Origin of the sequence: Streptomyces sp. NBC_01618 (genome assembly GCF_045209435.1) — a bacterium.
Classification (GTDB): domain Bacteria; phylum Actinomycetota; class Actinomycetes; order Streptomycetales; family Streptomycetaceae; genus Streptomyces.
In genome coordinates, this window is record NZ_CP109297.1 from 1,471,684 (window position 1) to 1,492,014 (window position 20,331).

Below are 20,331 nucleotides of genomic sequence, written 5' to 3' on the forward strand. Positions count from 1 at the left end.
CGCCGGGCCCCTCAGACCTCCGGGGTGTCCCAGGCAACGGTGACGACGATTTTTCCGCGGGTCCGTCCTTGCTCGTTCAGCCGGTAGGCGTCCGCCGCCCGTTCCAGCGGGAAGACCTGGTCCAGATGGACCGTGACGATGCCCTGTTCGGCCAGTTCGGCCAGGTGGGCGAGGTCCTTGGCGTCCGGGCGTACGTAGGCGAAGCGGCCGCCGTACGAGAAGACCTCGCCGTCCGCGATGGAGGCCAGCCGGCCCCCGGGCTTCAGCACGTCGGCAAAGACGCGGAGCGCCTCCCCGCCGACGGTGTCGAACGCGGCGTCGACGCCGTCCGGGGCCAGCGCCCGGAGCCGGTCGGCGAGGCCGTCGCCGTAGGCCACCGGTTCCCCGCCGAGCTGCCGGACGTGGTCGTGGTTGCGTTCGCTCGCGATGCCGATGACGCGGGCGCCCGCATAGCGGGCGAGCTGGACGGCGAGCGAGCCCACGCCGCCTGCCGCCGCGTGGACGAGGACCGTCTCGCCGTCCTGGATCCGCAGGGTGCGGTGGAGCACCTGGTACGCGGTGAGGCCGGCCAGTGGCAGGCCGGCGGCCTCCTCGAAGCTCAGGTTCAGCGGCTTGCGGGCGAGGGTACGCACGGGTGCGGCGACGTATTCGGCGAACGTACCCCGGCAGAGGAAGTCCTCCCGCACGTAGCCGATGACCTCGTCGCCGACCGTGAACTCGTCGACGGCGACGCCGGGCTGCACGACAACTCCGGACATGTCCCAGCCGGGGATCACCGGAAACATGGCCTCCAGACCGGCGTCGAGGTAGCCCTCGCGGGCCTTCCAGTCGACCGGGTTGACCGCCGCGGCCCGCACCTTCACGAGGACGGTGTCGGGGCCGACCTTGGGGTCGGGCCGCTCCCCGTACTCCAGGACGTCCGCCCCGCCGTACCTGCTGTAGCTGATCGCCTTCATGCACCGACCCTCGGTGCGGGCCGGGGCGTGCGCAACTCAGGCCGTGCCGGCCTCGGGGCAGGGGGCCGTCACCAGCGCGGGATCGTGGGTGTCCGCCGGCCCGGCTCGGCCTTGCGCATCGCGGCCGCGTCGTCGCGCTCGCGCATCGTGCCGTCGGCGTCGAGCCGGCGCCGGTGCAGTGCGGCCAGGCGGTCGCAGTGGGCGGCCCAGCGGTAGAAGTAGAAGAGGTACGCGCTGTACTCGACACAGTCGCGGATCTTGCCGCCGAGCAGGGCGTGCACGGGCAGGCCCAGGGACTTGCCGAGCGCGTCCGGCGCGGAGTGTGCGCGTCGGATTCCGGGAGTCCACTGGACGACATACCGACTGGTCGGCATCATGAACACCGACCGTCTCTCACCCCGGAGGTGCGCACGATGAGCCCAGTCCACCCGCCAGGTCTCGACCTCGCCCGGCTGCGCAGCCATCTCGACTGCGAGCAGCCGGGCCTGGTGAGCGGACCGCTCGAAGCCCGGCTCATCGAGGGCGGCCGGTCGAACCTGACGTACATCGTCACGGACGGCACGGGGCGCTGGGTCGTCCGCAGGCCCCCGCTGGGTCATGTGCTGGCCACCGCGCACGACATGAAGCGCGAGCACCGGGTGATCAGCGCCCTGCACCCGACGGCCGTTCCGGTCCCAGAACCCGTGCTGCTCTGCGAGGACGACTCGGTGATCGGGTCGCCCTTCTACGTCATGGAGTACGTCGAGGGAACCCCGTACCGCACGGCCGAACAGCTCGCCCCGCTGGGCGCCGAGCGCACCCGGGCTGCCGTCCTCGGTCTCGTCGACACGCTCGTCGAACTGCACGCCGTGGACCCCGAGTCCGTCGGCCTGGGCGACTTCGGGCGACCCGAGGGCTTCCTCGACCGGCAACTGCGCCGCTGGGGCAAGCAGTTGGACGCCTCCCGCAACCGCGAACTGCCCGGCATCGACGAACTGCACGCCGCACTCGGCCGGGAGCTGCCCGCCTCCCCCTCGCCCACCGTCGTACACGGCGACTACCGCCTGGACAACGTACTGATCGGCTCCGACGATCGGATCAGGGCCGTCCTCGACTGGGAGATGTCGACGCTCGGCGACCCGCTGACCGACCTCGGCCTGCTCGTGATGTACAGCTCGGACCTCGGCCTGGCGAACTCCCCGGTCTCCACCACCAGCGGCGCGGCCGGCCACCCCACCCCCGCCGAACTGATCGAGCGCTACGCCACCCGATCCGGCCGCGACACCTCCGCCATCTCCTGGTACACGGCGTTCGCCTGGTTCAAGCTCGCCGTGATCCTGGAGGGCATCCACTACCGCTACACCCTCGGCCAGACGGTCGGCGCCGGCTTCGACCGGATCGGCGATCTCGTCCCCGTCTTCATCGAGCACGGCCTCACCACCCTCCAGGAAGGCTGATCACCCCCATGGACTTCGCATTCGACGCCCGCACGGAAGAGCTGCGCACCAAGCTGCTCACCTTCATGGACGAGCATGTCTACCCGGCCGAGAAGACCGCGGACGAGCAGCGCGCGCTGCTCGCCTCCCCATGGGACACCCCGCAGATCGTCGAGGACCTCAAGGCCGAGGCGCGACGCCAGGGGCTGTGGAACCTCTTCCTCCCCGACGCCGGGTACGGTGCCGGGCTGACCAACCTCCAATACGCCCCGCTCGCCGAAATCACCGGCCGTTCCCCGCAGTTGGCACCGACCGCACTCAACTGCGCGGCCCCGGACACCGGGAACATGGAGGTGCTCTTCCAGTTCGCCACGGACGAGCAGAAGAAGCAGTGGCTGGAGCCCCTGCTCGCCGGGGAGATCCGCTCGGCGTTCGCGATGACGGAGCCGGAGGTGGCCTCGTCGGACGCGACGAACATCGAGACCCGCATCGTGCGGGACGGCGAGGACTATGTCATCAACGGCCGCAAGTGGTACATCTCCGGGGCGATGAACCCGGACTGCAAGATCTTCATCGTGATGGGCAAGACAGCGACTGCCGATGGCCCTGACGGCCCCGACATCCGCCGCCGGCAGTCGATGATCCTGGTCCCGCGCGACACCCCCGGTCTCGAAGTGCGGCGCGCCATGCAGGTGTACGGCTACGAGGACCACTACCACGGCGGTCACGCCGAGGTCGTCTTCACGGACGTACGGGTGCCCGCCGCGAACCTGATCGGCGAGGAGGGCGGCGGCTTCGCGATCGCCCAGGCGCGTCTCGGCCCCGGCCGGATCCACCACTGCATGCGGCTGATCGGCATGGCCGAGCGGGCCATCGAGCTGATGTGCAGGAGGGCGGTGTCCCGTACGGCCTTCGGCAAGCCGCTCGCCCAGCAGGGCGTCGTACAGAACTGGATCGCGGACGCACGGGTCACGGTGGAGCAGCTGCGGCTGCTGGTGCTGAAGACGGCATGGCTGATGGACACGGTGGGCAACCAGGGCGCGCACACGGAGATCCAGGCCATCAAGATCGCCACCCCGCGCGCCGTGGTGGACGTCCTGGACCAGGCGGTGCAGCTGCACGGCGCGGGTGGCGTCAGCCAGGACTTCCCGCTGGCCGAACTGTGGGCGGCGGCACGGACGTTGCGGCTGGCGGACGGGCCGGACGAAGTGCATCAGCGGTCGTTGGCGCGGCGGGAGATCAAGCGGTACGTGTAGGCGGTGGCCCGGGCGGGGTGGGTGCGGGGCCCGCCCGGTCACCGCGTCGTCCTCGATCGTCCCACGGGCTCGAATTGCGGCGCCGAACCCCTTCGCGACCGCTTGCCCTCAATCGCCCCACGGGCTCGAATTGCGGCGCCGGACCCCTTCGCGACCGCTTGCCCTCAATCGCCCCACGGGCTCGAATTGCGACGCCGGACCCCTTCGCGACCGCTTGCCCTCAATCGCCCCACGGGCTCGGGGTGTCGCCGGGCGGGCTCGACTTTCTGATTCGGTCGAGGACGTCCGTGTAGAGGGAGCGTTTGTCGGGGCGGGCGTGGGCGGTGGCCTGGCGGAGGGCCGGGATCGCTGCCTCGCCCATCCCGACGAGCCCCTCGGCCGCCGTCCTGCGCACGACGGGGTTCGGGTGCGCGAGCAGTCCCGTCACGGCGGGGATCGCGGGCTCCCAGTCGGCGTGGCAGAGCGTGCGGATCGCCGTACGCGTCACGTCCGGCAGGGGATCGTCCAGCAGGATCATCGTGTGGCCCAGATAGGTGCGCCGGTCCAGCATCGTCCGTGAGGTCCGGTGGGCGCGCAGGCGGACCTTGGCCCGAGGATGGTGCAGCAACTCACCGATCAGGTCGCGTAGTCGGGAGTCCTTGTCCGGATCCGGGCCCCAGTGCGCCTCGGCCAGTTCCGCGAGGGCCCGGCTCGTCTGTTCCGGGGTGCCGTTCCGGGCCAGGTCCAGAAGTTCCCGCCTCAGCGGGCGCTGCGAGGCTCCGGCGGGCGCGGCCGGGGAACGGTCACGGAGCGCTGCCAGCGCTGCCGCGTCCCGCTGTACGGCGTCCGGGCCGCGCAGCGGACCATCGACGAGAAGGAGCCGGTCCGCGAGGTCGTCGCGTCCTTCGGCGCGCAGTCGCCGACACGTGCGCGTCAACGCGGGGGTGCGCAGCAGTCTGCGGTCGAGGAGCAGGTCGAGGAACCCCCAGGCCCCGGCGTCGAGGCGGTCGCCGAGGGTCCTGGCGAGCGCGTCGGCGGGGTAGGCGCGCAGTGCCGCGCCGACCGCCGGCCCGGCGGCGGGCGGGGCCTGCTCCCACCACTCCAGCAGCAGCGGCACCAGTGGCTCCAGTGCCCACGGGTCGAGCTTCGAGGCCGCGCGGGCCACCCGGTCGTGCAGGATGTCGTCGCCCCGGAGCTCCGCCTCGTCGAGGGTGCGCAGTGCACGGGCCAGGTCCACGCCGATGGGTATGTCGATGTGCCCGCGGAGGTATGCGCGAAGCACCGGCAGCCGGGCCTCGGACTCGGGCCACTTCGCCAGCGCCAGGGCGGCGGTCTCCCTGCGGTCCGCGGCGGCTGACCCCAGCATGTCCAGCAGGCGCTCCCGCAGGGCCGCCGAGCGGGGCTGGTCGAGGTCGTCGATGTGTACGCGTCGTGGCGGCGGCGTCGGCGCGTGGGCGGTCTCGGCGATGGTCCAGGACGGTACGTCGAGGGGCTGAAGATCCGTCATCCAGTCGAGCAGGGCTGCCCGGACCTCGGGGTCCGCGCCATGGTGGACCTCGATCAGCGCGGTCAGTCGGTCCCGCGAGCCGACCCTGCCGTCGTCCTGTCGGCGGAACTCCTCCAGAGTGCCCGGTACGCGCACCGCGTCGTCCAGCGCCGCCCGCCATGTCCGGGTCTCGGCGGGCAGGGGTGCCGCGGCGGGCTCCGGGACTGCGAACGCCTCCCTCAGCACGGCGGCCTGGGCCTGCCAGGGGTCGGAGCCGAGCCGGGCGACCGCGAGTGCCTGATCGAGGTCGGCGCGGACCAGCACCGCGCCGAGGCGGCGCAGCAGCGTCAGCGTGGACCGGCCCGGCGTCATGGGTGCGGGACGAAGGGCCCGTACCGCAGCGGCTGCGGTCGGCCTGCCGGCCGTCGTCAGCATCGGCGCGACCGCTTCGAGTACCGCGATCAGGTCGTGCCGGTCCTCGTCCCGGGCGTCGACGAGCGCGTCGAGCAGGACCCGTGTGGACCGGGCGAACACCGTCAGCTCCCCGGACGCCCAGGGTCCGGGGCAGATACGCAGCGCGAACCGCACCACCCGGTCCCGGACCGCGGGCCGGGAGCCGGCCAGCCGGAGCCAGTCGGCGAGCATCGGTCGCAGCTCGTTCAGCCGGTCGGGGTGGAGCGGCGCGTCCCGCTCGGCGACGCGCAGCGCGACCGAGGGATTCCAGCCCCCGTCCACCAGCGACCTGATGTCACGGTCCACCGCACCGTCCGCCGACGACCGCCGTGCGACGGCCGATGTGGTGATTCCATACCTGGCCGACGGTATCGCCAGATCCTTCACGTCCCCCGAGGCCAGACCGACCCGGCCGTCCGCCACCAGGGAGAGCAGGGTGGCCGCCACCGGTGACGCCTGGTTGCCCAGTGCGAGGACCGAGCGGGCGCCGAGGGCGCCGTCGAGGCCCTCCAGCAGCAGTTCGCGGGTACGGCCGTCCCGGCTGTGCTCGGCGGCGGCGAGCAGTGTCGCCGCGCAGGCGTCGCCGAGGACGGCGTGCAGGGCCGCGACGAGCGTGCCGCGCAGCCCGGGGTTGTCGTGGTGCCCGAGCCAGAAGAGCAGCTTGGGCAGCGCCGCCGGTGTGCCCGCGCGGACCAGCGCCTCGGCGGCGGTCTTCTTGATGTTCATGTTCGGATGGTCGAGACATGCGGCGATCGCGGTGCACGCCCAGTGGGCACGTGCGTGGCCCAGGGCGAGCAGGGCCTGCCGGACGGTCTGGATGTCCGGAGCGGTGGTCAGCGCGATCAGGGTCGCCGACAGCGCCTGTGCGTCCTCGCCCGTGGCGTCGCGGGCGAGCAGGGCGATGACATGTTTGCGTACGTGCTGGTCGCGGTGGCGCAGCAGCCGGTGCACCCGGGCGCGGGTGCCCGCCCAGGGGGCCCGGAGCAGCAGTTCGAGCAGAATCGCCTGCTCGCGGTCGGACAGCCCGGGCCGGTCCAGCAGATCCAGTGCCGTGGTAGCGACGAGTGCGTGGCCGGCCTCTCGCGCGTCTGCCGTGTCCAGCAGGCAGACGGGCCGGATCGCGCCCCGCTCCTGGAGCCGACGGCCCAGGGCGTGCACGGCGTCCAGGACCTCCTGCGGCACCACGGGCTCACCGCCCGGCTGCCCGTGTTCGCGCTCCCGCACCGCCGCCTGCTCGGCCACGACGCGCAGCAGCAGATCGGCGATGACCGGCAGTGAGCCGGCGTTGCCGTGGGCCGCGAGCCGGCACAGCGCCGCCACCGGCTCGTCCGGGTTCAGATGGGAACGCAGCAGGGCCAGTTCCCGCTCGTCCGGGCCACCCAGGTCCGCTGCGATGCGCGCCGGCAGGTCGACGGGATCCAGCCGTACGAGGAGGGCGCGCCGCTGCTCCGGATCGCGGGTCAGCTGCCACAGCAGTTCGAGGGCGCGGTTCCGTACGGCGTACAGATGAGGCGCGATCAAGTCCCCGGTCAGGCCCAGTCCTTCTCGCAGGGCCGCTACCGTCCGCCGCCCGCCGATGGCCTCCAGGGCGTCGAGGGCCGCGGCAGGCGCCGAGGGCAGCTGAGCGATCACGGCGTCCTCGGCATCCGTGTGGCGCAGCTCACGGATCGCGTCGAGGAACGGACCGGGGTCGGGAGCCGAGGGAAGTGCGCGCGTGATGGCGTCCCCGACAGGAAGCTCGCCGGCTCCCTGCCCGGCCAGGGCCACCAGCAGGGCGAGCCGTCGCGGCCGGCCCGGATCGTCGGCGGCCGCATCCGTCAGCAGCCCGAACACCTCCTTCCGGCAGGTGAACAGGATCGTCGCGACCTCGCGGGGCGGGATCGAGTGATCGGCCAGGGCCAGGCCGATGACGGCCGCAACGTCCGGACCGTCCACGAAGTGCCCGCGCCGGTGGAGACCGCGCAGGCACGTCACCGTCGGCCCGCCGAACAGCAGCGGATCGCGTGTGGCGACGGCCGTGAGTTCACCGATGTCGTCGCGGTCCGCCAGATCGCCGAGCAGTTCCATTCCCCGTCGGCGAAGGCCCGGCGGAAGATCCGGATCGTCGATGATCTGGCGCAGCAGGTCTTTGTGGCCGTGGCGGGCGGCGGCCGCAAGGGCGGCGTCGGCCACGGCGGGCCTCTCCCCCGCCGAACCGGCGGTGAGAAACGTCGAGATGCATCCCGGCCGCAGCGGCTCCATCGCCGCCCAGGGCTCGGCGAGTTCGCCCAGCGCGCCGGCGACGACCCGGTCGCTGTCGGCGCCGAGCAGGCCGATCAGGTCTTCGCGGACCAGCGCGGGAGCCAGCAGTCCGGCGTGCAGCCCCTGCCGGGCGAGCCGCAGTGCCTCGGCCTGCAGCACCGGGTCGCCGCTGTCCGCCAGCTCGCCCACGAGTCGCGACGGCCGATGCGCACCGGTGATGTCCGTCTGCCGTACGGCCTGGTAAAGGAGTTCACCCGGGGCCTCGCCACGGATCACCACGGGCTCGTCGAGGAGTTCGGCGCGCAGCCACGCGATCGCCACCCGTACCGGCAGCCCGGCCGTGCGCCATGACGGGCGGGGGCGGCCCCGGAGATGGGGGGCGAGTCGCTCGTAGAGCCCCGCCAGGAGGAGATCCGCCTCCGGTGGCCCCAACAGCGATACGGGCAGCAGCCCGGCGAGTTCGGCCCTCTCCGCGTCGTCGGACGGGCGGTCGGCCGTCACTCGCTCGGTGAGCAGGACCAGCCCGAGATGACGCAGGGCGGGATCCTCGTGCCGGATCAGACGTCGGAGCACGGCCGGTGAGCAGTCGTGCGCGTTCAGGAGCCGGGACAATCTGTCGACGTCGGCCCGGCGTACGGCGTCGTGGAACGGTTCGTCGGCCGGCGTCTTCACCGTCGGATGCTAACCGGGCGCTCCCGGCTCCACCAACGGGTTTCGACCCCGTCAGTAGCCGCCGAACGGCACATGGTCCGCGAGCGCCAGTTCGCGGGCGAAAGCCCGCACGCGCAGCAGGCACCGGGCGGCGAAGCGGACGGCCGTGGTGTGGCGCGGTCCGTAGGCCACGGCCCAGAGTGCGGGGACGTGCGCGGAGGGCTGGACGTGAGTCATACATCCAGCTTCGCCCCGTACCGGTGGTCGGTCCAACAGATGGTTTCGCTGGCTGTGATCGATATCGTTGATGGATGGAGATACGCCAACTCCGCCACTTCATGGCGGTGGTCACGCACGGCACCTTCACCTCCGCCGCCCGTGCCGAGCTGATCGTGCAGTCCGCGCTGAGCACCTCCGTACGCAACCTCGAACGGGAGCTGGGTGCCGAGCTGTTCGACCGGACGGGCCGGCGGGTGATCCTCACCGAGGCGGGGCGGGCGCTGCTGCCGTCGGCCCGGTCGGTGCTCGCCGGGGCCGAGGCGGCGCGGGACGCGGTGGCCGCCGTGTCGGGGCTGGTGAGCGGCCGGGTCCGGATCGGTACCATCCAGACGCTGACCTGCGTGGACCTGGCGGCCGAGCTGGCCTCGTACCACCGGCTGTGGCCCGGGGTGCAGATCTCGCTGCGGGAGGCGACGACGCCGGAACTGGTCGCGGGGGTACGGGCCGGTGAGCTGGATCTCGCCTTTCTCGCGCCGGACGCCGCCGAGCTCCCGGACGGCATCGTCGGGTTCGCGACCTGGCACGAGGACCTGGTACTGATCACTGCGCCGGGCCATCGGCTGGCGACGTCCAAAAGCACCCTGATCAAGGATCTCGCCGACGAGCCGTTCGTGGAGTTCCGCGCGGGCACCGGCCTGGAGACCGCGGTGCGGCGGCTGGCCGCGCACTGCGGTCTGGAGCGCCGGATCACCTGTGACGTCACCCAGATCCGGCTGCTCGTCGATCTCGTGCGGGCCGGGATCGGCGTGGCGATCGTGCCGCGGCGGATCGGTACGGACGCGGGGCTGCCGTGTGTCACCATCCGGCAGCCGGAGCCGAGCCGGACGGTGGTCCTCGCGGGGCGGGCGCCCCGCCCCCGCAACCCGGCGGCGGCGGCGCTCCTCGGCCGGCTGACCGGCGGCGCCGCCGGAGTGCTGGGCGCGGATCAGGGCCTCTCGTTTCGATCAGGCTCCCGGCATGATCCGAACGAGAGGCCCTAGGGACGCAGGGCGCGCAGCAACAGGTCGGCGAGGTGGTCGGCGACCTCCTGCCGGCTGAGCGGGCCGTCCGGCCGGTACCAGGTGGACAGGTGGTGGACGGAGCCGAAGTGGTAGTCGACGATCAGGTCCGCCGGTGTGGCGGTGGAGAACACCCCGCTCCGCTGTCCCTCCTCAACCAGGGCCCGGAAGCGCTCGTGGTAGCGGCGCCGCTCCACCCGTACCTGCTTGTTCTTCTCCGGGCTCAGGTGGTGCATGGACCGGAAGAAGATCGAGGCGTCGTCGAGGTTCTCGATGGTCGTGACGACCACGTCCGCGGCGGCGTCGCGCAGCCGCTGTTCGACCGGGGCGTCGGCGTCGGCGAAGGCGTCGAGCCGCTCCTGCTGGAGCCGGAGCACCCGGGCGTAGACCTCCTGGAGGAGGTCCTCCTTGGAACCGAAGTAGTGGTAGAGGGCGCCCTTGGTGACGCCCGCCGCCTCGACGATCTCCTGGACCGAGGTGCGGTCGTAGCCCTGCTCGGCGAAGAGCCGGGTGGCGGCGGCCAGCAGCCGCTGAGGGACGGGGGATGTGTCCCCGTCCGTCGCCTTGGCCATTGCCGCCACCTTCCTTCCGTACCGTGCGTGAAGCGGTCCATCGGGGGAAACGCAGTTCCCGCCTGAGGATCTTCCCACTCGCCGTCTTCGGGAGTTCGGTCAGGATCTCGACCTCGCGCGGGTACTTGCACGCGGCGAGCCGTTCCTTGCAGTACGCACCCAGTTCCCCGGGTTCGACGGTGGCGCCCGGCCGCAGGCTGACGCAGGCGCGTACGGTTTCGCCCCGGTAGGCGCCGGGGACACCGACGACGGCCGCCTCCCGGACGGCGGGGTGGGTGTGGCGGACGTCCTCCACCTCGCGCGGCCGGACCTTGAAGCGGCCGGGTCGACGGGGGCCCGCTGGGCCTCGCTGAGCAGGGAGATCCAGGGCTTGGCGGCGTAGCTGGACCCGGTCATGCGCCGGTCTCCTCCCACTTCTGCTGGAGGTGGTTCATATTGCCGAGCCAGTGGTCGGTGTCCTTGGTGCGGGCCCGGTAGTACCCGGCGACCTCGGGGTGCGGCAGGACGAGGAAGCGGTCCTCGGCCATGGCGTCGAAGAGCGCGTCGGCCACCGCCTCGGGCTCGATGGCGCTGGGGGCGAGTACGAGCTCACCGGCCGATCCGGCGGCCGTGAGCATGTCCGTACGCACGCCCTGCGGGCAGATCGCGTGGACCTTGACGCCGCGGTGGCGGTAGGTGAGGGAGAGCCATTCGGCGAAGGCGACGACGCCGTGCTTGGTGACGCTGTACGGGGCGGCGCCGATCATCGTCAGCAGTCCGGCGGCCGATGCGGTCGAGACGAACCGGCCGCTGCCGCGCTCCAGCCAGTGGGGCAGCAGCTCCCTGGCCGCGCGGACGTGGGCCATCACGTTGACGTCCCAGGCGGCGGCCCAGACCTTCTCGTCGGCGAAGACGTCGCCGGGCGAGGCGAGGCCCGCGTTGGCGCAGTAGATGTCGACGGTGCCGTCCAGCGCGTCGCGCGCGGCGTCCACGATCCGCGAGGCGTCACCGGCGACGGCGACGGCGCCGATCTCCTCGGCGAGCGGCCCGATCCTGGCCTCGTCGAGGTCATTGACCACGACCCGCGCGCCCTCCGCGGCGAAACGGCGGGCCAGAGCGGCTCCGATGCCGCCTCCGGCCCCTGTGACCACTACGCCCGCGCCCTGCACCGTACTCATCGGGTCCCGCCTCTCTCTGCCGGCCGCCCCAGCAGACTAACCAGTCGGTATGTCGTAGCGGAAGAGGCCGGCCCGGCTCGGGCGACACTCCTGTCGCACCCGTCGCGTCCGACTCATTCCGTACGGCCTGAACGCGCGCTAGCGTGCGTGACCATGACAGAGGTCGCGATCATGGAGGTAACTGAATGAGCCTGTCCAGACGTGGTTTGCTGGCCGTCGGCGGTGCGGTGGGAGCCCTCGCGGCGACGGCCGCCGGCACCGGGGCCGCGACCGCCGCCCCCGGTGCCGGCAACGGGCGGGGCAACGGGCACGGCCGGGTCCGTACCGGCTTCGACCTGCTGGCGGCGGACGGCTACGCGCTGCTGAAGGGCGAGAAGGTCGGGGTCGTCACCAATCCGACCGGCATCACGTCCGACGTGCGTCACATCGTCGATGTGATGCACCCGGACGAGCGGGTCGACCTGATCGCCGTCTTCGGGCCCGAGCACGGATTCCGCGGCACCGCGCAGGCGGGCGGTTCGGAGGGGCGGTACGACGATCCGGCGACCGGACTCCCCGTCTACGACACGTACTTGAAGAGCGGGCAGCCGCTCGCCGATGTCTTCACCGCGTCCGGTGTGGACACGGTCGTCTTCGACATCCAGGACGCGGGCGCCCGCTTCTACACGTACATCTGGACGCTGTACGACTGCATGGAGGCGGCGGCCCTCGCGGGCAAGCGGTTCGTGGTCCTGGACCGGCCGAACCCGGTGACCGGGCGGGCGGCGCTCGGGCCGGTGCTGGACACGGCGTTCGCCACGTTCGTGGGCCGCCGGGAGATCGCCCAGGCACATGGCATGACGGTCACCGAGCTGGCGCTGCTGTTCAACAAGGAGTACCTGGCCCGGCCGGTGGACCTGCGCATCGTGAAGATGTCGGGGTGGAAGCGCGCGGACTTCTTCGACACGACCGGGCTGCCGTGGGTGCCGCCGAGCCCCAACATGCCGACGCCGGACACGGCGCTGGTCTACTCGGGGACCTGCCTGTTCGAGGGTACGAACCTGTCCGAGGGGCGTGGCACCACCCGGCCGTTCGAACTGCTCGGCGCCGAAGGCATCGACCACCGGTGGGCGGCGGCCGCGAACGCGCTCGATCTGCCGGGAGTCGCGTTCCGCGAGGCGTACTTCGCGCCGACGTTCTCCAAGTTCCAGGGGAAGACGGTCGGCGGGGTGCAGCTGCATGTGCACGATCGCGAGGTCTTTGATCCGGTACGCACGGGGATCGCGCTGCTGGTCACGGCGAAGCGGACGTGGAGCGGGTTCGCCTGGCGCTCGGACAACTGGATCGACAAGCTCACCGGCAACACCCGGGTCCGCACGATGATCGACGCGGGGGCGGACACGGACGAGGTCGTGGAGGCGTGGGCGGACGACCTCGCCGCGTTCCGGTCCGTCCGGAAGAAGTACCTCCAGTACCGGTGAGGCGGACCGGGCGGGCCCGGAGGTCCGGGCCCGCCCGGCGCACCGGTTCCGCCCCCGGAGGGAGGACGGAACCGGAAGGTCCCTACCGGTGGGCGGGGAACTCCACCACCTGCTGGTAGGTCGGGCGGTTCTGCCAGTGGATGGACTTCTGCGCGATCCCGCCCAGCGGCCGGTGCACGATCGAGTCCGAGCACCACTGCTCGCCCGCCTTGCAGTTGTCGTCCCCCGGGTACACCTTCGCGGCAGGCTCCGCCGCGGCCCGTTTCAGGGACGACAGCAGCGCGTCGCGGCAGCTGTCCAGGTCACCGTTCCCGCAGTACGTCCTGGCCAGCGGGCCCTTGACCGGCTGTCCCAGGACCCGGCGCAGGTCCTTGTCCACGAAGCCCCACCAGCCGTACTGGAACGCCGAACCGCTGTGCGCCCCGCTCGGTCCGTGGCTGGCCGCCGGGGACTCGTCGGTGGCGAGGTTGGCGGTCAGCGCCCCGTACAGCCCGTCGCCGAGCCCCGGTCTGAACTCGGCCTCGACCAGCTGCGGCCACCACGCGTCCATGATCCGTACCGCGTCGGCGTAGCTGTACGCGTGCGATCCGGGGCTGCTCTCCCTGCGCTGCGACCCCGCCGCCCGCCAGGACTCCAACTGCTGGACCGCGCCGTTCAGTTCGGGATCGGTGACCGGTCGGGAGCGGATCACCTTCAGCAGTTCGGGCAGCAACTGCTCGCCGCGCAGGTCGGTGACGGCGGCCTGGGCCATGGCGCGGGTGAGGGAGGCACGGGTGACGCCGCCCTCCTCGACCAGCTTCGCCACCCGGTCGTCCAGCAGGTCGCCCCGGTGCACGGCGCTGAGCCCGAAGCCCGCGGCTGCGTACCCCTTGGCCTGCTTGTTGTTCCAGGAGACGTAGTAGTCCTGGCCGCTGGAGTGCGGGTGCTCGGCGAACGGGGTGTACGCGGCGGTGTTGGCGGCCGGTTCGTACCCCTTCCACTCGTAGGTCCGCTCGGCCTTCACCGGCAGCGCCGGGTCGACGCCCGCCGCGCGCACGGGGTTCATGCCGCTGTTGTAGTACGCGGCGGTGCGGGAGTCCGCGTAGAACCAGTTGAACGCGTAGTCGATGTTGCTCGCCGCCCGCTGGAACGAGGCGGCGTCCTTGACATACGCCGGGTCGTTGAGCATCTGGAAGCCGATGATCGAGTCGGCCTCGTGGCGGTAGGTGGTGCGCAGCGAGGTGTACGCGACGGGCTTGCCGCCCACGGTGGCGCGGTGGGTGACGATGCCGTAGTTGGTGCGCCGGACCTGCATCCGGTAGGAGCCCTTCGCCGTGGAGTCGGCGACGGTCGGCTTCCAGGAGTTGGTGCGCTCCAGCGTCTCCATGGCGGTACAGGTGCCGCGGTAGAGGTAGTGCGTGGAGTCCTTGGTGGGCGTGGCGCCGCCGGGCTCGCACAGCTCGACTGCGTACGTGTCGGTGATGTCCTGGCCGGCCGAGGTGGCGCTCCAGGCGTAGTCCTGGCCGCGGCCCATCTGGATGTACATGCCGACACCGGCGAAGGAGACGCCCCGGGCGCTGATGCCCGGGCCCTGGAGCTCCTGGAGCATCATCAGCTGCGGGGCGAAGTAGCCGGTCTGCGGCCCGAAGACGGCGATCGGGTTTCCGCTCGCGGTGTGCTTGCCGGAGACCAGCAGGGCGTTGGACATGCCGCGCTTCTGGGCGCCGGAGCCGGAGCCCGGCAGCGAGCCCGCGGGGATGACGCCGTCGTCGTAGATGCCCTGGGCCTTCTTGAGCGTGGCCGGGGCCCTGACGGGGGCCTTCTCGTCGGTGCCCGCGGAGCCGGTGCGGTCGTGGATCAGGGGCTCGGCCGTGACGGAGCCGCTGTCGGGCAGCGCGGTGCCGCGCGCCGTGGCGGGCTTGCCCGCGTACGGGAACGACGTGCCGTCATGAACCGTCAGCACGGCCTCGGGGTCCTCGCGCTGCCGGAACGACTCCCAGACCTTGGTGCCTTCGGCGACGCCGTACTTCTGCTGGGCGGAGAGCAGCGAGAGCGCCGCCTGCACCTCGCCGCCGCCACCGCCACCGAACTGACCGCCGACCACGGAAGCGATCGAGATCAGGTCGGTCAGCTTGAACGGCTGGATCTCCCCGATGTTCGTGATGGCGTCGATCTTGCCGGTGAGGACGTACTCGCCGGGGAAGTAGCGGCCCTTCTTGGACTTCTCGCGGTAGGCGTTGATGCCGTCGACGTACGCCTGGGCGTCCGCCATGGCCTGTTCGCCGCGGGCGCCCTCGTGGGTCCTGATGTAAGCGACCTGGGCTTCGAGATCGGCCTCGGTGTACGGGGCCTGCGGCCAGAACTGCTGCTCCAGGCCCTGGTTGGCCAGTGCGCCACCGGCGAACGAGGTCAGTTCGCCGCGTCCGATGTGCCGGAAGAGGTCCATCAGCCAGAGCCGGTCCTGCCCGGCGGCGAATCCGGCGCCGAACTCGGTGCCGTAACGGGTGGTGCCCTTGATGTGCGGGACGCCGGATGCCTTGTCACGGGTGATGGTGACGTCGTCGCGGGGCGAGGTGACGGACTCGACCTGGTCCTTCGGGACGCCGAACGAGGCGTCGTTGAAGAAGTCGGTCAGTTTCTGGTCGGTGAGAGCGGTGTGGCCGGCCACCAGGCCGTTGTAGCGGTCGAGTTGGTCGTCGCTGTGGGCGGGGTGGGTGCCGAACGCCTTGTTGCCGAGGATGTCGACGAGGGTGGCGTTGCCGTTCTCGCCGGGTGGCAGGATGTCGTCGCACTGCCCCTGGCAGTAGTCGGTGACGGGTGCGGGTTCCGCCGCGGCGGCGCCGGACCGGGGCGAGGCCGCGAGCAGGGTGGTGCCGAGCGCGAGAACCGCCGCGAGGGTGGCGGCTCTGAACTTGACGGTGCGTGGGGGCATGCGTGCTCCTCCGAGATGCCGATGGGCCGGAGGTTACTGGCGGTATGACTCGCCGGTAAGATGAACAGCAGTCACCTTTTCCGGATCATCACATGCCCATCGCCCGCGCCCTCGTGACGGCCTGTCATCTCGGGTGCCGGTAAGAACCGTGTCACCGATCCTGTCGGCTTATTCCGTACCCAGCAGGTCTGACGGCTCGTTGGGCAGGACAGCAGCGGCCGTCTTGGCGTTCCCGGTCGCGGGTGGGGTGTGGAATGTCGATGCAGCCGAGGCCGTGGCCGAAGGTGCCTGAGCTGACCGCGCAGATGGCGCGGGCGGTGGCGGTACGGGGCCCGTACCCGTTGGCGATGCGGGTCCGTGACGAGCTGGGCGAATTGTTCGCGGACGCCGAGTTCGCCGAGGCGTTCGAAGCCAGAGGACGGCCAGGCTGGTCACCAGGCCAGCTCGCGCTGGTGACGGTGTTGCAGTTCGCCGAGGACCACGGCAGCAGCGGCGCCCTGACCCGCCTGGCCGAGATACGAAAGGAGACTGGGGACCGGGACGGTGCCGAGGACCTCTACCGGCAGGCCGTCGACCACAGCGACAGCAGCGCCCTCACCCACCTGGACGAGATGCGGGATATCTTCGACAGGCTGTGGCCGTATGGCCTGGACCCGGACGGCACACCGACATCTCCGTGGTAACCGTCCGTGTCCGTTGAACGGAGGGAACACGTACCGCCGGGCCCGGCGTAGGGATGCCGCCGTTTGCGGCTGGTGACGATCCCGCTGGCTTTACTCGGTCACGCGGCGAGGGAGAGGTCGAGGCGGGCAAGGTGGCTGACGCGAGTACGCGGCTGCTGCTATTTCACCCCCACCCGCGACCGGGGACGTCAAGACGGCCGCTGCTGTCCTGCCCAACGGGCCGTCAGACCCGCTGGGTACGGAATAAGCCAGCAGGATCGTCACCAGCCGCAAACGGCGGCGTTCCGGCTGTCGCGTACTCCGTCAGGAGCCCTTCACTTCACCGTGAGGGGGCGAGTGCCTTCCAGAAGGCGTGGTGGTGGTCGGCCGCGAAGTCGGTGTGCCCGATGCGGCCGGACGCGAGCCGCTGCACGTACGGGCTGCGGGTCGTGAACCGCTTCCACGTGGGCATGCCATGCCCGTTCATCTGCCCAGTGCTCGCAAACCGGCTCCAGTAGGCGATCACCGTGTCCGACAGCCCGGCTTGCGCGACGTTGAGCGGCTCGAACAGGTCGTTGTCGAACAGGTAGGCCAGGTCGACCATGTGGCCGGTGCCGAGCGAAAAACTCGCCGGCCGCGGCACGCTCTTGAAGTACGGGGACTTGGTCTCGGCAAAGTCATAAGCGTAGACGGGGGTGTAGCGGGCCAGCGCGCGCTGGGTGTCGAGCGCCGCGGTCGACCACTCCGAGTCGGTCAGCACGGCCGACAGTGCCGCCCCGGGCGCCGGGTAGTTCGCGACTGGGTACTCGGCCAGGACCGCGGGAGCGTCCTTCCCGAACTGCTCGGTGACCTTCTTGGCGTACCCCTCGGCGGTCAGCGGCCTCCCTGTCATGATTTCGTCGAGCCCGGCCAGCCCGCTCATCTCGTCATGAGTGGAGCCGTGCAGCACCGGTACCCGGGCGAACCGCCCGGCGGCGATCGCCCGTGACGGGGCTTCGGGCAGCACCTTGCCGTCCACCACAGGCCGGTAGCCGTCGTGTCCGGAGGCGGACGCCTTGACGAGATCGGCGGTGGACCTGCGCCGCAGGCAGAAGTCGACGGTGCGCGGATCGTCGCAGGCCGCGGCCTTGGCGACGGCGCGGCCGTTGGTCTCGGCCTGCGTGCGGGTGAACGAGCCGTCCGGTCCGACGCAGCCCGCGCTCTGCACGATCGCCTTGTGGAAGAGCCCGCGGGCTCCGGGCGACACCAGCTGGGCGCAGACGCTGTAGCCGCCGCCCGACTGCCCCATGATCGTGACGTTGCGGGGGTCGCCGCCGAAGGCAGCGGCGTTGCGGTTGACCCATTTCAGTGCGGCCTGCTGGTCGAGGAGGCCGAGGTTGGCCGGCGCGCGCAGGCCGGGCGCGGTGAGGAAGCCGAACGCCCCGAGCCGGTAGTTGATCGTCACGACCATCGCGCCCTGCCGCGCGGCGGCCAGCTTGGCCGCGCGATAGGTGGCGCCGTCGCCGTAGGTGAAGCTGCCGCCGTGAATCCAGACGATGACCGGCAGCCGGCCCGGCGTCCGCCGGGCCGGCGTCGTGACGTTCAGGTAGAGGCAGCCCTCACTGCCTCCGCCCTCGATCGAGATGGGCTGGTCGGTCGGCTGCGCGCAGGCGCTCTTCGGGGCGCGGGCATCCAGCGGCGACGACCAGTGGCGGACCGGCTGCGGCTCCTTCCACCTGCGTTCTCCGGTCGGCAAGGCCGCGTAAGGGATGCCCTGGAACGTGCGCACCGCACCAGCGACCGCGCCCTGAACCGGGCCCTCGGCGGTCATCACCCGGGCGGGGAAGTCTTGGCCGCTGGGACGCGCGGAGGCCAGGCCGGCCGTGATCACCGTGGCGGCGAGCGTTGCAGAGACGGTGGCCGCAGCAAAGGCGGCGGTGCGGGACTTCATGGTGCTCATCTGGGCTCCCGGGATCGGCGTGATCTTCGATGCCCGGAAAGGTAGCCAGAATTTGGGCAGATGCGCAAGACGTTTGCCTAATGCGATTGCCTAATGCGTTCGTCTGGCGCAAACGTGCAGACTGTTGCTAGGGTCCGCGCCATGGGAAACCGGGAGAAGCTGCTGGAGGCCGCCAGGCAGTGCCTTTTCACGAAGGGCTACGAGCGCACGACGGTCCGCGACCTCGCCTCCGCGGCGGGCGTGAGCATGGCGGCGATCGGCTATCACTTCGGCTCAAAGGAGGCACTGCTCAACCAGGCACTCTTCGAGGCGCTCGACTCGGGGGACCAGGCCTTCGGGCCGTCGTCGAGCGACACCGACCTCAACGCACTCTGGCGTCGCCTGATTGAGGCGTTCTCGGTCAACAAGACCTTCTGGATCGCCAATCTGGAGACCGTCCTGCGCGCGCAGCGCGATCCGGAGCTACGTGAGCAGGTGGCCGCCGGGCTGCGGCAGGGACGCAGTGGCATGGCGCGAGAGGTCACCGGAACCGCCGAGACCGAGCTCCCCGAAGCGACGATCCGCACCATCGGCTCGGTGCAGCTCGCCCTCGTCAGCGGCCTGATGATGCAGCATCTCACCGACCCCGAGTCCGCGCCCACCGCCGACGAGGTGCTGGCGGGCCTGCGGGCGCTGGCCACCTACCTGCCTGAGGAGGCGTGAGGCTCGGCCCCTGGACCGAAGGCACAGGACCGCCACCGCACCGTCCGCCCACCTCCATGTCCACGGCGGACAGTTGCTCGATATGCGGCGAGTGTGATGGCGGCTGACCGCTGTTCGTAGGCGATCGGGGCCCCAGTTCCTCACCCCGGGGCCGACCACCCCCGTCCTGCGGCCTGGTCCCGGGGCTCCGGCGACGGGCCCCCGGGACCCGCGCGCGCTGTGGCCCGAGCACGCCCGCCGGCTCTACGGCCACCTGGTGGCGCGCTGCGAGCAGCGCGACTGACGCCTGGTCGCCCGTCCTACCTGAACCACTTTCTGTCCGTGTCGGGTGCCGTCTGGAGCACCGCGCGCGAGGCATCCAGGAAACGGCACCGCGCCTCGATCATGGCGACCTTAAGTCTCGCATCAGCGCTCCGTGTGGGCTGCTGCTGACAGAGGCTGGCGACTGTTCGCAGAGCAGGACCGCATCCGTGAACTGCGGCGTCAGCAAAGCCAGCCGAAGAAGTAGCCGGGCAGCGCAGGGGCCCGGGCGTACATCACCCGGGCCCAGCCGATCAGTTACAGCACGCCGAGCAGGGCGTTGTCCCCCCACTGGTCGACGACTTCGAGGTAGCCGGCGAGCACCTTGGAGTGAGGGGCCCATCCGTGCGCCCGCCTGCTGCGTGGCCGCACCCGCGGGCCGGTGTTCGTCACCCACCGCCGTCCCGGCCCGGGGAAGGTCGTCCACCCGCGCGACGTGTGCCCGGACACCGGCCTGGCCCGCCTCTCCTACGGCCAGGCCCGCGCCCTGTTGGACGAGCACACCGCAGTGCGTGGGCCGGGGACCGGCTGGGATCTGCACGAGTATCGCCATTCCGCCCTCACCCACCTCGGTGAACAGGGCGCCTCTTTGCTGATGCTGATGGCGAAGTCCCGGCACAAGAAGCCGGAGAACGTCCGCCTGGCTTTATCGGTCAGCCCTCCTCACCGACCCCCCGCACCGCCGAGGGCGCTGCGGCCAACCCGGCCCTCCCCGTACCCCGCATGCACGCACTCCTCGACCGCTGCCTGAACACCCCACCGGCGGCCCGACGCTGAGAGACGACGCCCACCTAGCGATCACAGGCATGGCGACCTCCGTCGGCCATCGACTGACGCCGACACACCAGACAAGCGTTCCTAAATCTCATCAACATTCCGGGCACCGATCCTGCTGGCTCATTCCGTACCCAGCG

Annotated in this window: 15 protein-coding genes and 2 pseudogenes; 7 read left to right on the plus strand and 10 right to left on the minus strand. The window is 71.3% G+C overall.

The annotated features are described in order from the left end of the window. Positions 1-11: 11 nt before the first annotated feature. Positions 12-956 (minus strand): NADP-dependent oxidoreductase, encoded by a 945-nt coding sequence (locus OH735_RS07005; RefSeq protein ID WP_406380376.1) that lies wholly within the window; start codon positions 954-956, stop codon positions 12-14. 68 nt (positions 957-1,024) lie between these two features. Beyond that, entirely contained in the window at positions 1,025-1,333 is a 309-nt protein-coding gene (locus tag OH735_RS07010) for a hypothetical protein (protein ID WP_406386946.1), read from the minus strand. A gap of 36 nt (positions 1,334-1,369) precedes the next feature. Between OH735_RS07010 and OH735_RS07015 the strand changes: the two genes are divergently transcribed. Together OH735_RS07015 and OH735_RS07020 are read left to right on the plus strand one after the other, a co-directional pair. Further along, positions 1,370-2,392: a phosphotransferase family protein gene (locus OH735_RS07015; protein ID WP_406380378.1), complete on the plus strand. Its 1,023-nt coding sequence runs from the start codon at positions 1,370-1,372 to the stop codon at positions 2,390-2,392. Between the two features lie 8 nt (positions 2,393-2,400). Then, positions 2,401-3,627 (plus strand): acyl-CoA dehydrogenase family protein, encoded by a 1,227-nt coding sequence (locus OH735_RS07020; protein ID WP_406380380.1) that lies wholly within the window; start codon positions 2,401-2,403, stop codon positions 3,625-3,627. Positions 3,628-3,847: 220 nt separating this feature from the next. On the opposite strand, the gene OH735_RS07025 is transcribed toward OH735_RS07020, so the two are convergent. Further along, positions 3,848-8,458, minus strand: coding sequence for a HEAT repeat domain-containing protein (locus tag OH735_RS07025; RefSeq protein WP_406380382.1), 4,611 nt, complete (start codon positions 8,456-8,458; stop codon positions 3,848-3,850). Positions 8,459-8,509: 51 nt separating this feature from the next. Further along, a complete protein-coding gene (locus OH735_RS07030) occupies positions 8,510-8,674 on the minus strand; it encodes a hypothetical protein (protein WP_406380383.1) in 165 nt (54 codons plus the stop codon). Between the two features lie 74 nt (positions 8,675-8,748). Between OH735_RS07030 and OH735_RS07035 the strand changes: the two genes are divergently transcribed. After that, the gene (locus OH735_RS07035; RefSeq protein ID WP_406380385.1) at positions 8,749-9,696 is read left to right on the plus strand and encodes a LysR family transcriptional regulator; all 948 of its coding nucleotides are present in this window, start codon (positions 8,749-8,751) and stop codon (positions 9,694-9,696) included. Here the strand turns inward: OH735_RS07035 and OH735_RS07040 are convergent. The 3 genes and pseudogenes from OH735_RS07040 to OH735_RS07050 form a co-directional block, all read right to left on the minus strand. Continuing rightward, positions 9,693-10,286 (minus strand): TetR/AcrR family transcriptional regulator, encoded by a 594-nt coding sequence (locus OH735_RS07040; protein WP_406380387.1) that lies wholly within the window; start codon positions 10,284-10,286, stop codon positions 9,693-9,695. The genes OH735_RS07035 and OH735_RS07040 overlap by 4 nt on opposite strands. Positions 10,287-10,326: 40 nt before the next feature. Further along, positions 10,327-10,602 (minus strand): annotated as a pseudogene (locus tag OH735_RS07045) (AMP-binding enzyme); the annotation flags it as partial. Positions 10,603-10,678: 76 nt separating this feature from the next. Next, positions 10,679-11,443, minus strand: coding sequence for an SDR family oxidoreductase (locus tag OH735_RS07050; RefSeq protein ID WP_406380389.1), 765 nt, complete (start codon positions 11,441-11,443; stop codon positions 10,679-10,681). A gap of 185 nt (positions 11,444-11,628) precedes the next feature. Here OH735_RS07050 and OH735_RS07055 point away from each other — a divergent pair, with 185 nt between their 5' ends. After that, entirely contained in the window at positions 11,629-12,903 is a 1,275-nt protein-coding gene (locus tag OH735_RS07055) for an exo-beta-N-acetylmuramidase NamZ domain-containing protein (protein ID WP_406380390.1), read from the plus strand. Positions 12,904-12,985: 82 nt separating this feature from the next. Here OH735_RS07055 and OH735_RS07060 read toward each other — a convergent pair whose 3' ends face one another. After that, entirely contained in the window at positions 12,986-15,814 is a 2,829-nt protein-coding gene (locus tag OH735_RS07060) for a penicillin acylase family protein (protein WP_406380392.1), read from the minus strand. A 260-nt stretch (positions 15,815-16,074) separates the two neighbouring features. On the opposite strand from OH735_RS07060, the gene OH735_RS07065 reads away from it, so the two are divergent. Continuing rightward, positions 16,075-16,497, plus strand: a complete 423-nt coding sequence (locus OH735_RS07065; RefSeq protein ID WP_406380394.1) for a hypothetical protein — start codon at positions 16,075-16,077, stop codon at positions 16,495-16,497. Positions 16,498-16,816: 319 nt separating this feature from the next. Here OH735_RS07065 and OH735_RS07070 read toward each other — a convergent pair whose 3' ends face one another. Beyond that, complete coding sequence (locus tag OH735_RS07070) at positions 16,817-18,415, minus strand: carboxylesterase/lipase family protein (RefSeq protein WP_406380396.1); 1,599 nt, start codon at positions 18,413-18,415, stop codon at positions 16,817-16,819. A 141-nt stretch (positions 18,416-18,556) separates the two neighbouring features. Between OH735_RS07070 and OH735_RS07075 the strand changes: the two genes are divergently transcribed. Next, a complete protein-coding gene (locus OH735_RS07075; RefSeq protein ID WP_406380397.1) occupies positions 18,557-19,117 on the plus strand; it encodes a TetR/AcrR family transcriptional regulator in 561 nt (186 codons plus the stop codon). Between the two features lie 558 nt (positions 19,118-19,675). Here the strand turns inward: OH735_RS07075 and OH735_RS07080 are convergent. Further along, positions 19,676-19,810 carry a hypothetical protein gene (locus OH735_RS07080; protein ID WP_406380399.1) on the minus strand — a complete coding sequence of 45 codons (135 nt, stop codon included), beginning with the start codon at positions 19,808-19,810 and terminating at the stop codon, positions 19,676-19,678. On the opposite strand from OH735_RS07080, the pseudogene OH735_RS07085 reads away from it, so the two are divergent. Beyond that, positions 19,770-20,168, plus strand: a pseudogene (locus OH735_RS07085) (hypothetical protein); the annotation flags it as partial. The gene OH735_RS07080 and the pseudogene OH735_RS07085 sit on opposite strands and share 41 nt — an antisense overlap. Positions 20,169-20,331: the final 163 nt, after the last annotated feature.

Coding starts and splice junctions, on each gene's coding strand:
- OH735_RS07005 (WP_406380376.1), bottom strand. CDS start 956: ATGAAGGCGATCAGCTACAGCAGGTACGGCGGGGCGGACGTCCTGGAG.
- OH735_RS07010 (WP_406386946.1), bottom strand. CDS start 1,333: ATGATGCCGACCAGTCGGTATGTCGTCCAGTGGACTCCCGGAATCCGA.
- OH735_RS07015 (WP_406380378.1), top strand. CDS start 1,370: ATGAGCCCAGTCCACCCGCCAGGTCTCGACCTCGCCCGGCTGCGCAGC.
- OH735_RS07020 (WP_406380380.1), top strand. CDS start 2,401: ATGGACTTCGCATTCGACGCCCGCACGGAAGAGCTGCGCACCAAGCTG.
- OH735_RS07030 (WP_406380383.1), bottom strand. CDS start 8,674: ATGACTCACGTCCAGCCCTCCGCGCACGTCCCCGCACTCTGGGCCGTG.
- OH735_RS07035 (WP_406380385.1), top strand. CDS start 8,749: ATGGAGATACGCCAACTCCGCCACTTCATGGCGGTGGTCACGCACGGC.
- OH735_RS07040 (WP_406380387.1), bottom strand. CDS start 10,286: ATGGCCAAGGCGACGGACGGGGACACATCCCCCGTCCCTCAGCGGCTG.
- OH735_RS07050 (WP_406380389.1), bottom strand. CDS start 11,443: ATGAGTACGGTGCAGGGCGCGGGCGTAGTGGTCACAGGGGCCGGAGGC.
- OH735_RS07055 (WP_406380390.1), top strand. CDS start 11,629: ATGAGCCTGTCCAGACGTGGTTTGCTGGCCGTCGGCGGTGCGGTGGGA.
- OH735_RS07060 (WP_406380392.1), bottom strand. CDS start 15,814: ATGCCCCCACGCACCGTCAAGTTCAGAGCCGCCACCCTCGCGGCGGTT.
- OH735_RS07065 (WP_406380394.1), top strand. CDS start 16,075: ATGCAGCCGAGGCCGTGGCCGAAGGTGCCTGAGCTGACCGCGCAGATG.
- OH735_RS07070 (WP_406380396.1), bottom strand. CDS start 18,415: ATGAGCACCATGAAGTCCCGCACCGCCGCCTTTGCTGCGGCCACCGTC.
- OH735_RS07075 (WP_406380397.1), top strand. CDS start 18,557: ATGGGAAACCGGGAGAAGCTGCTGGAGGCCGCCAGGCAGTGCCTTTTC.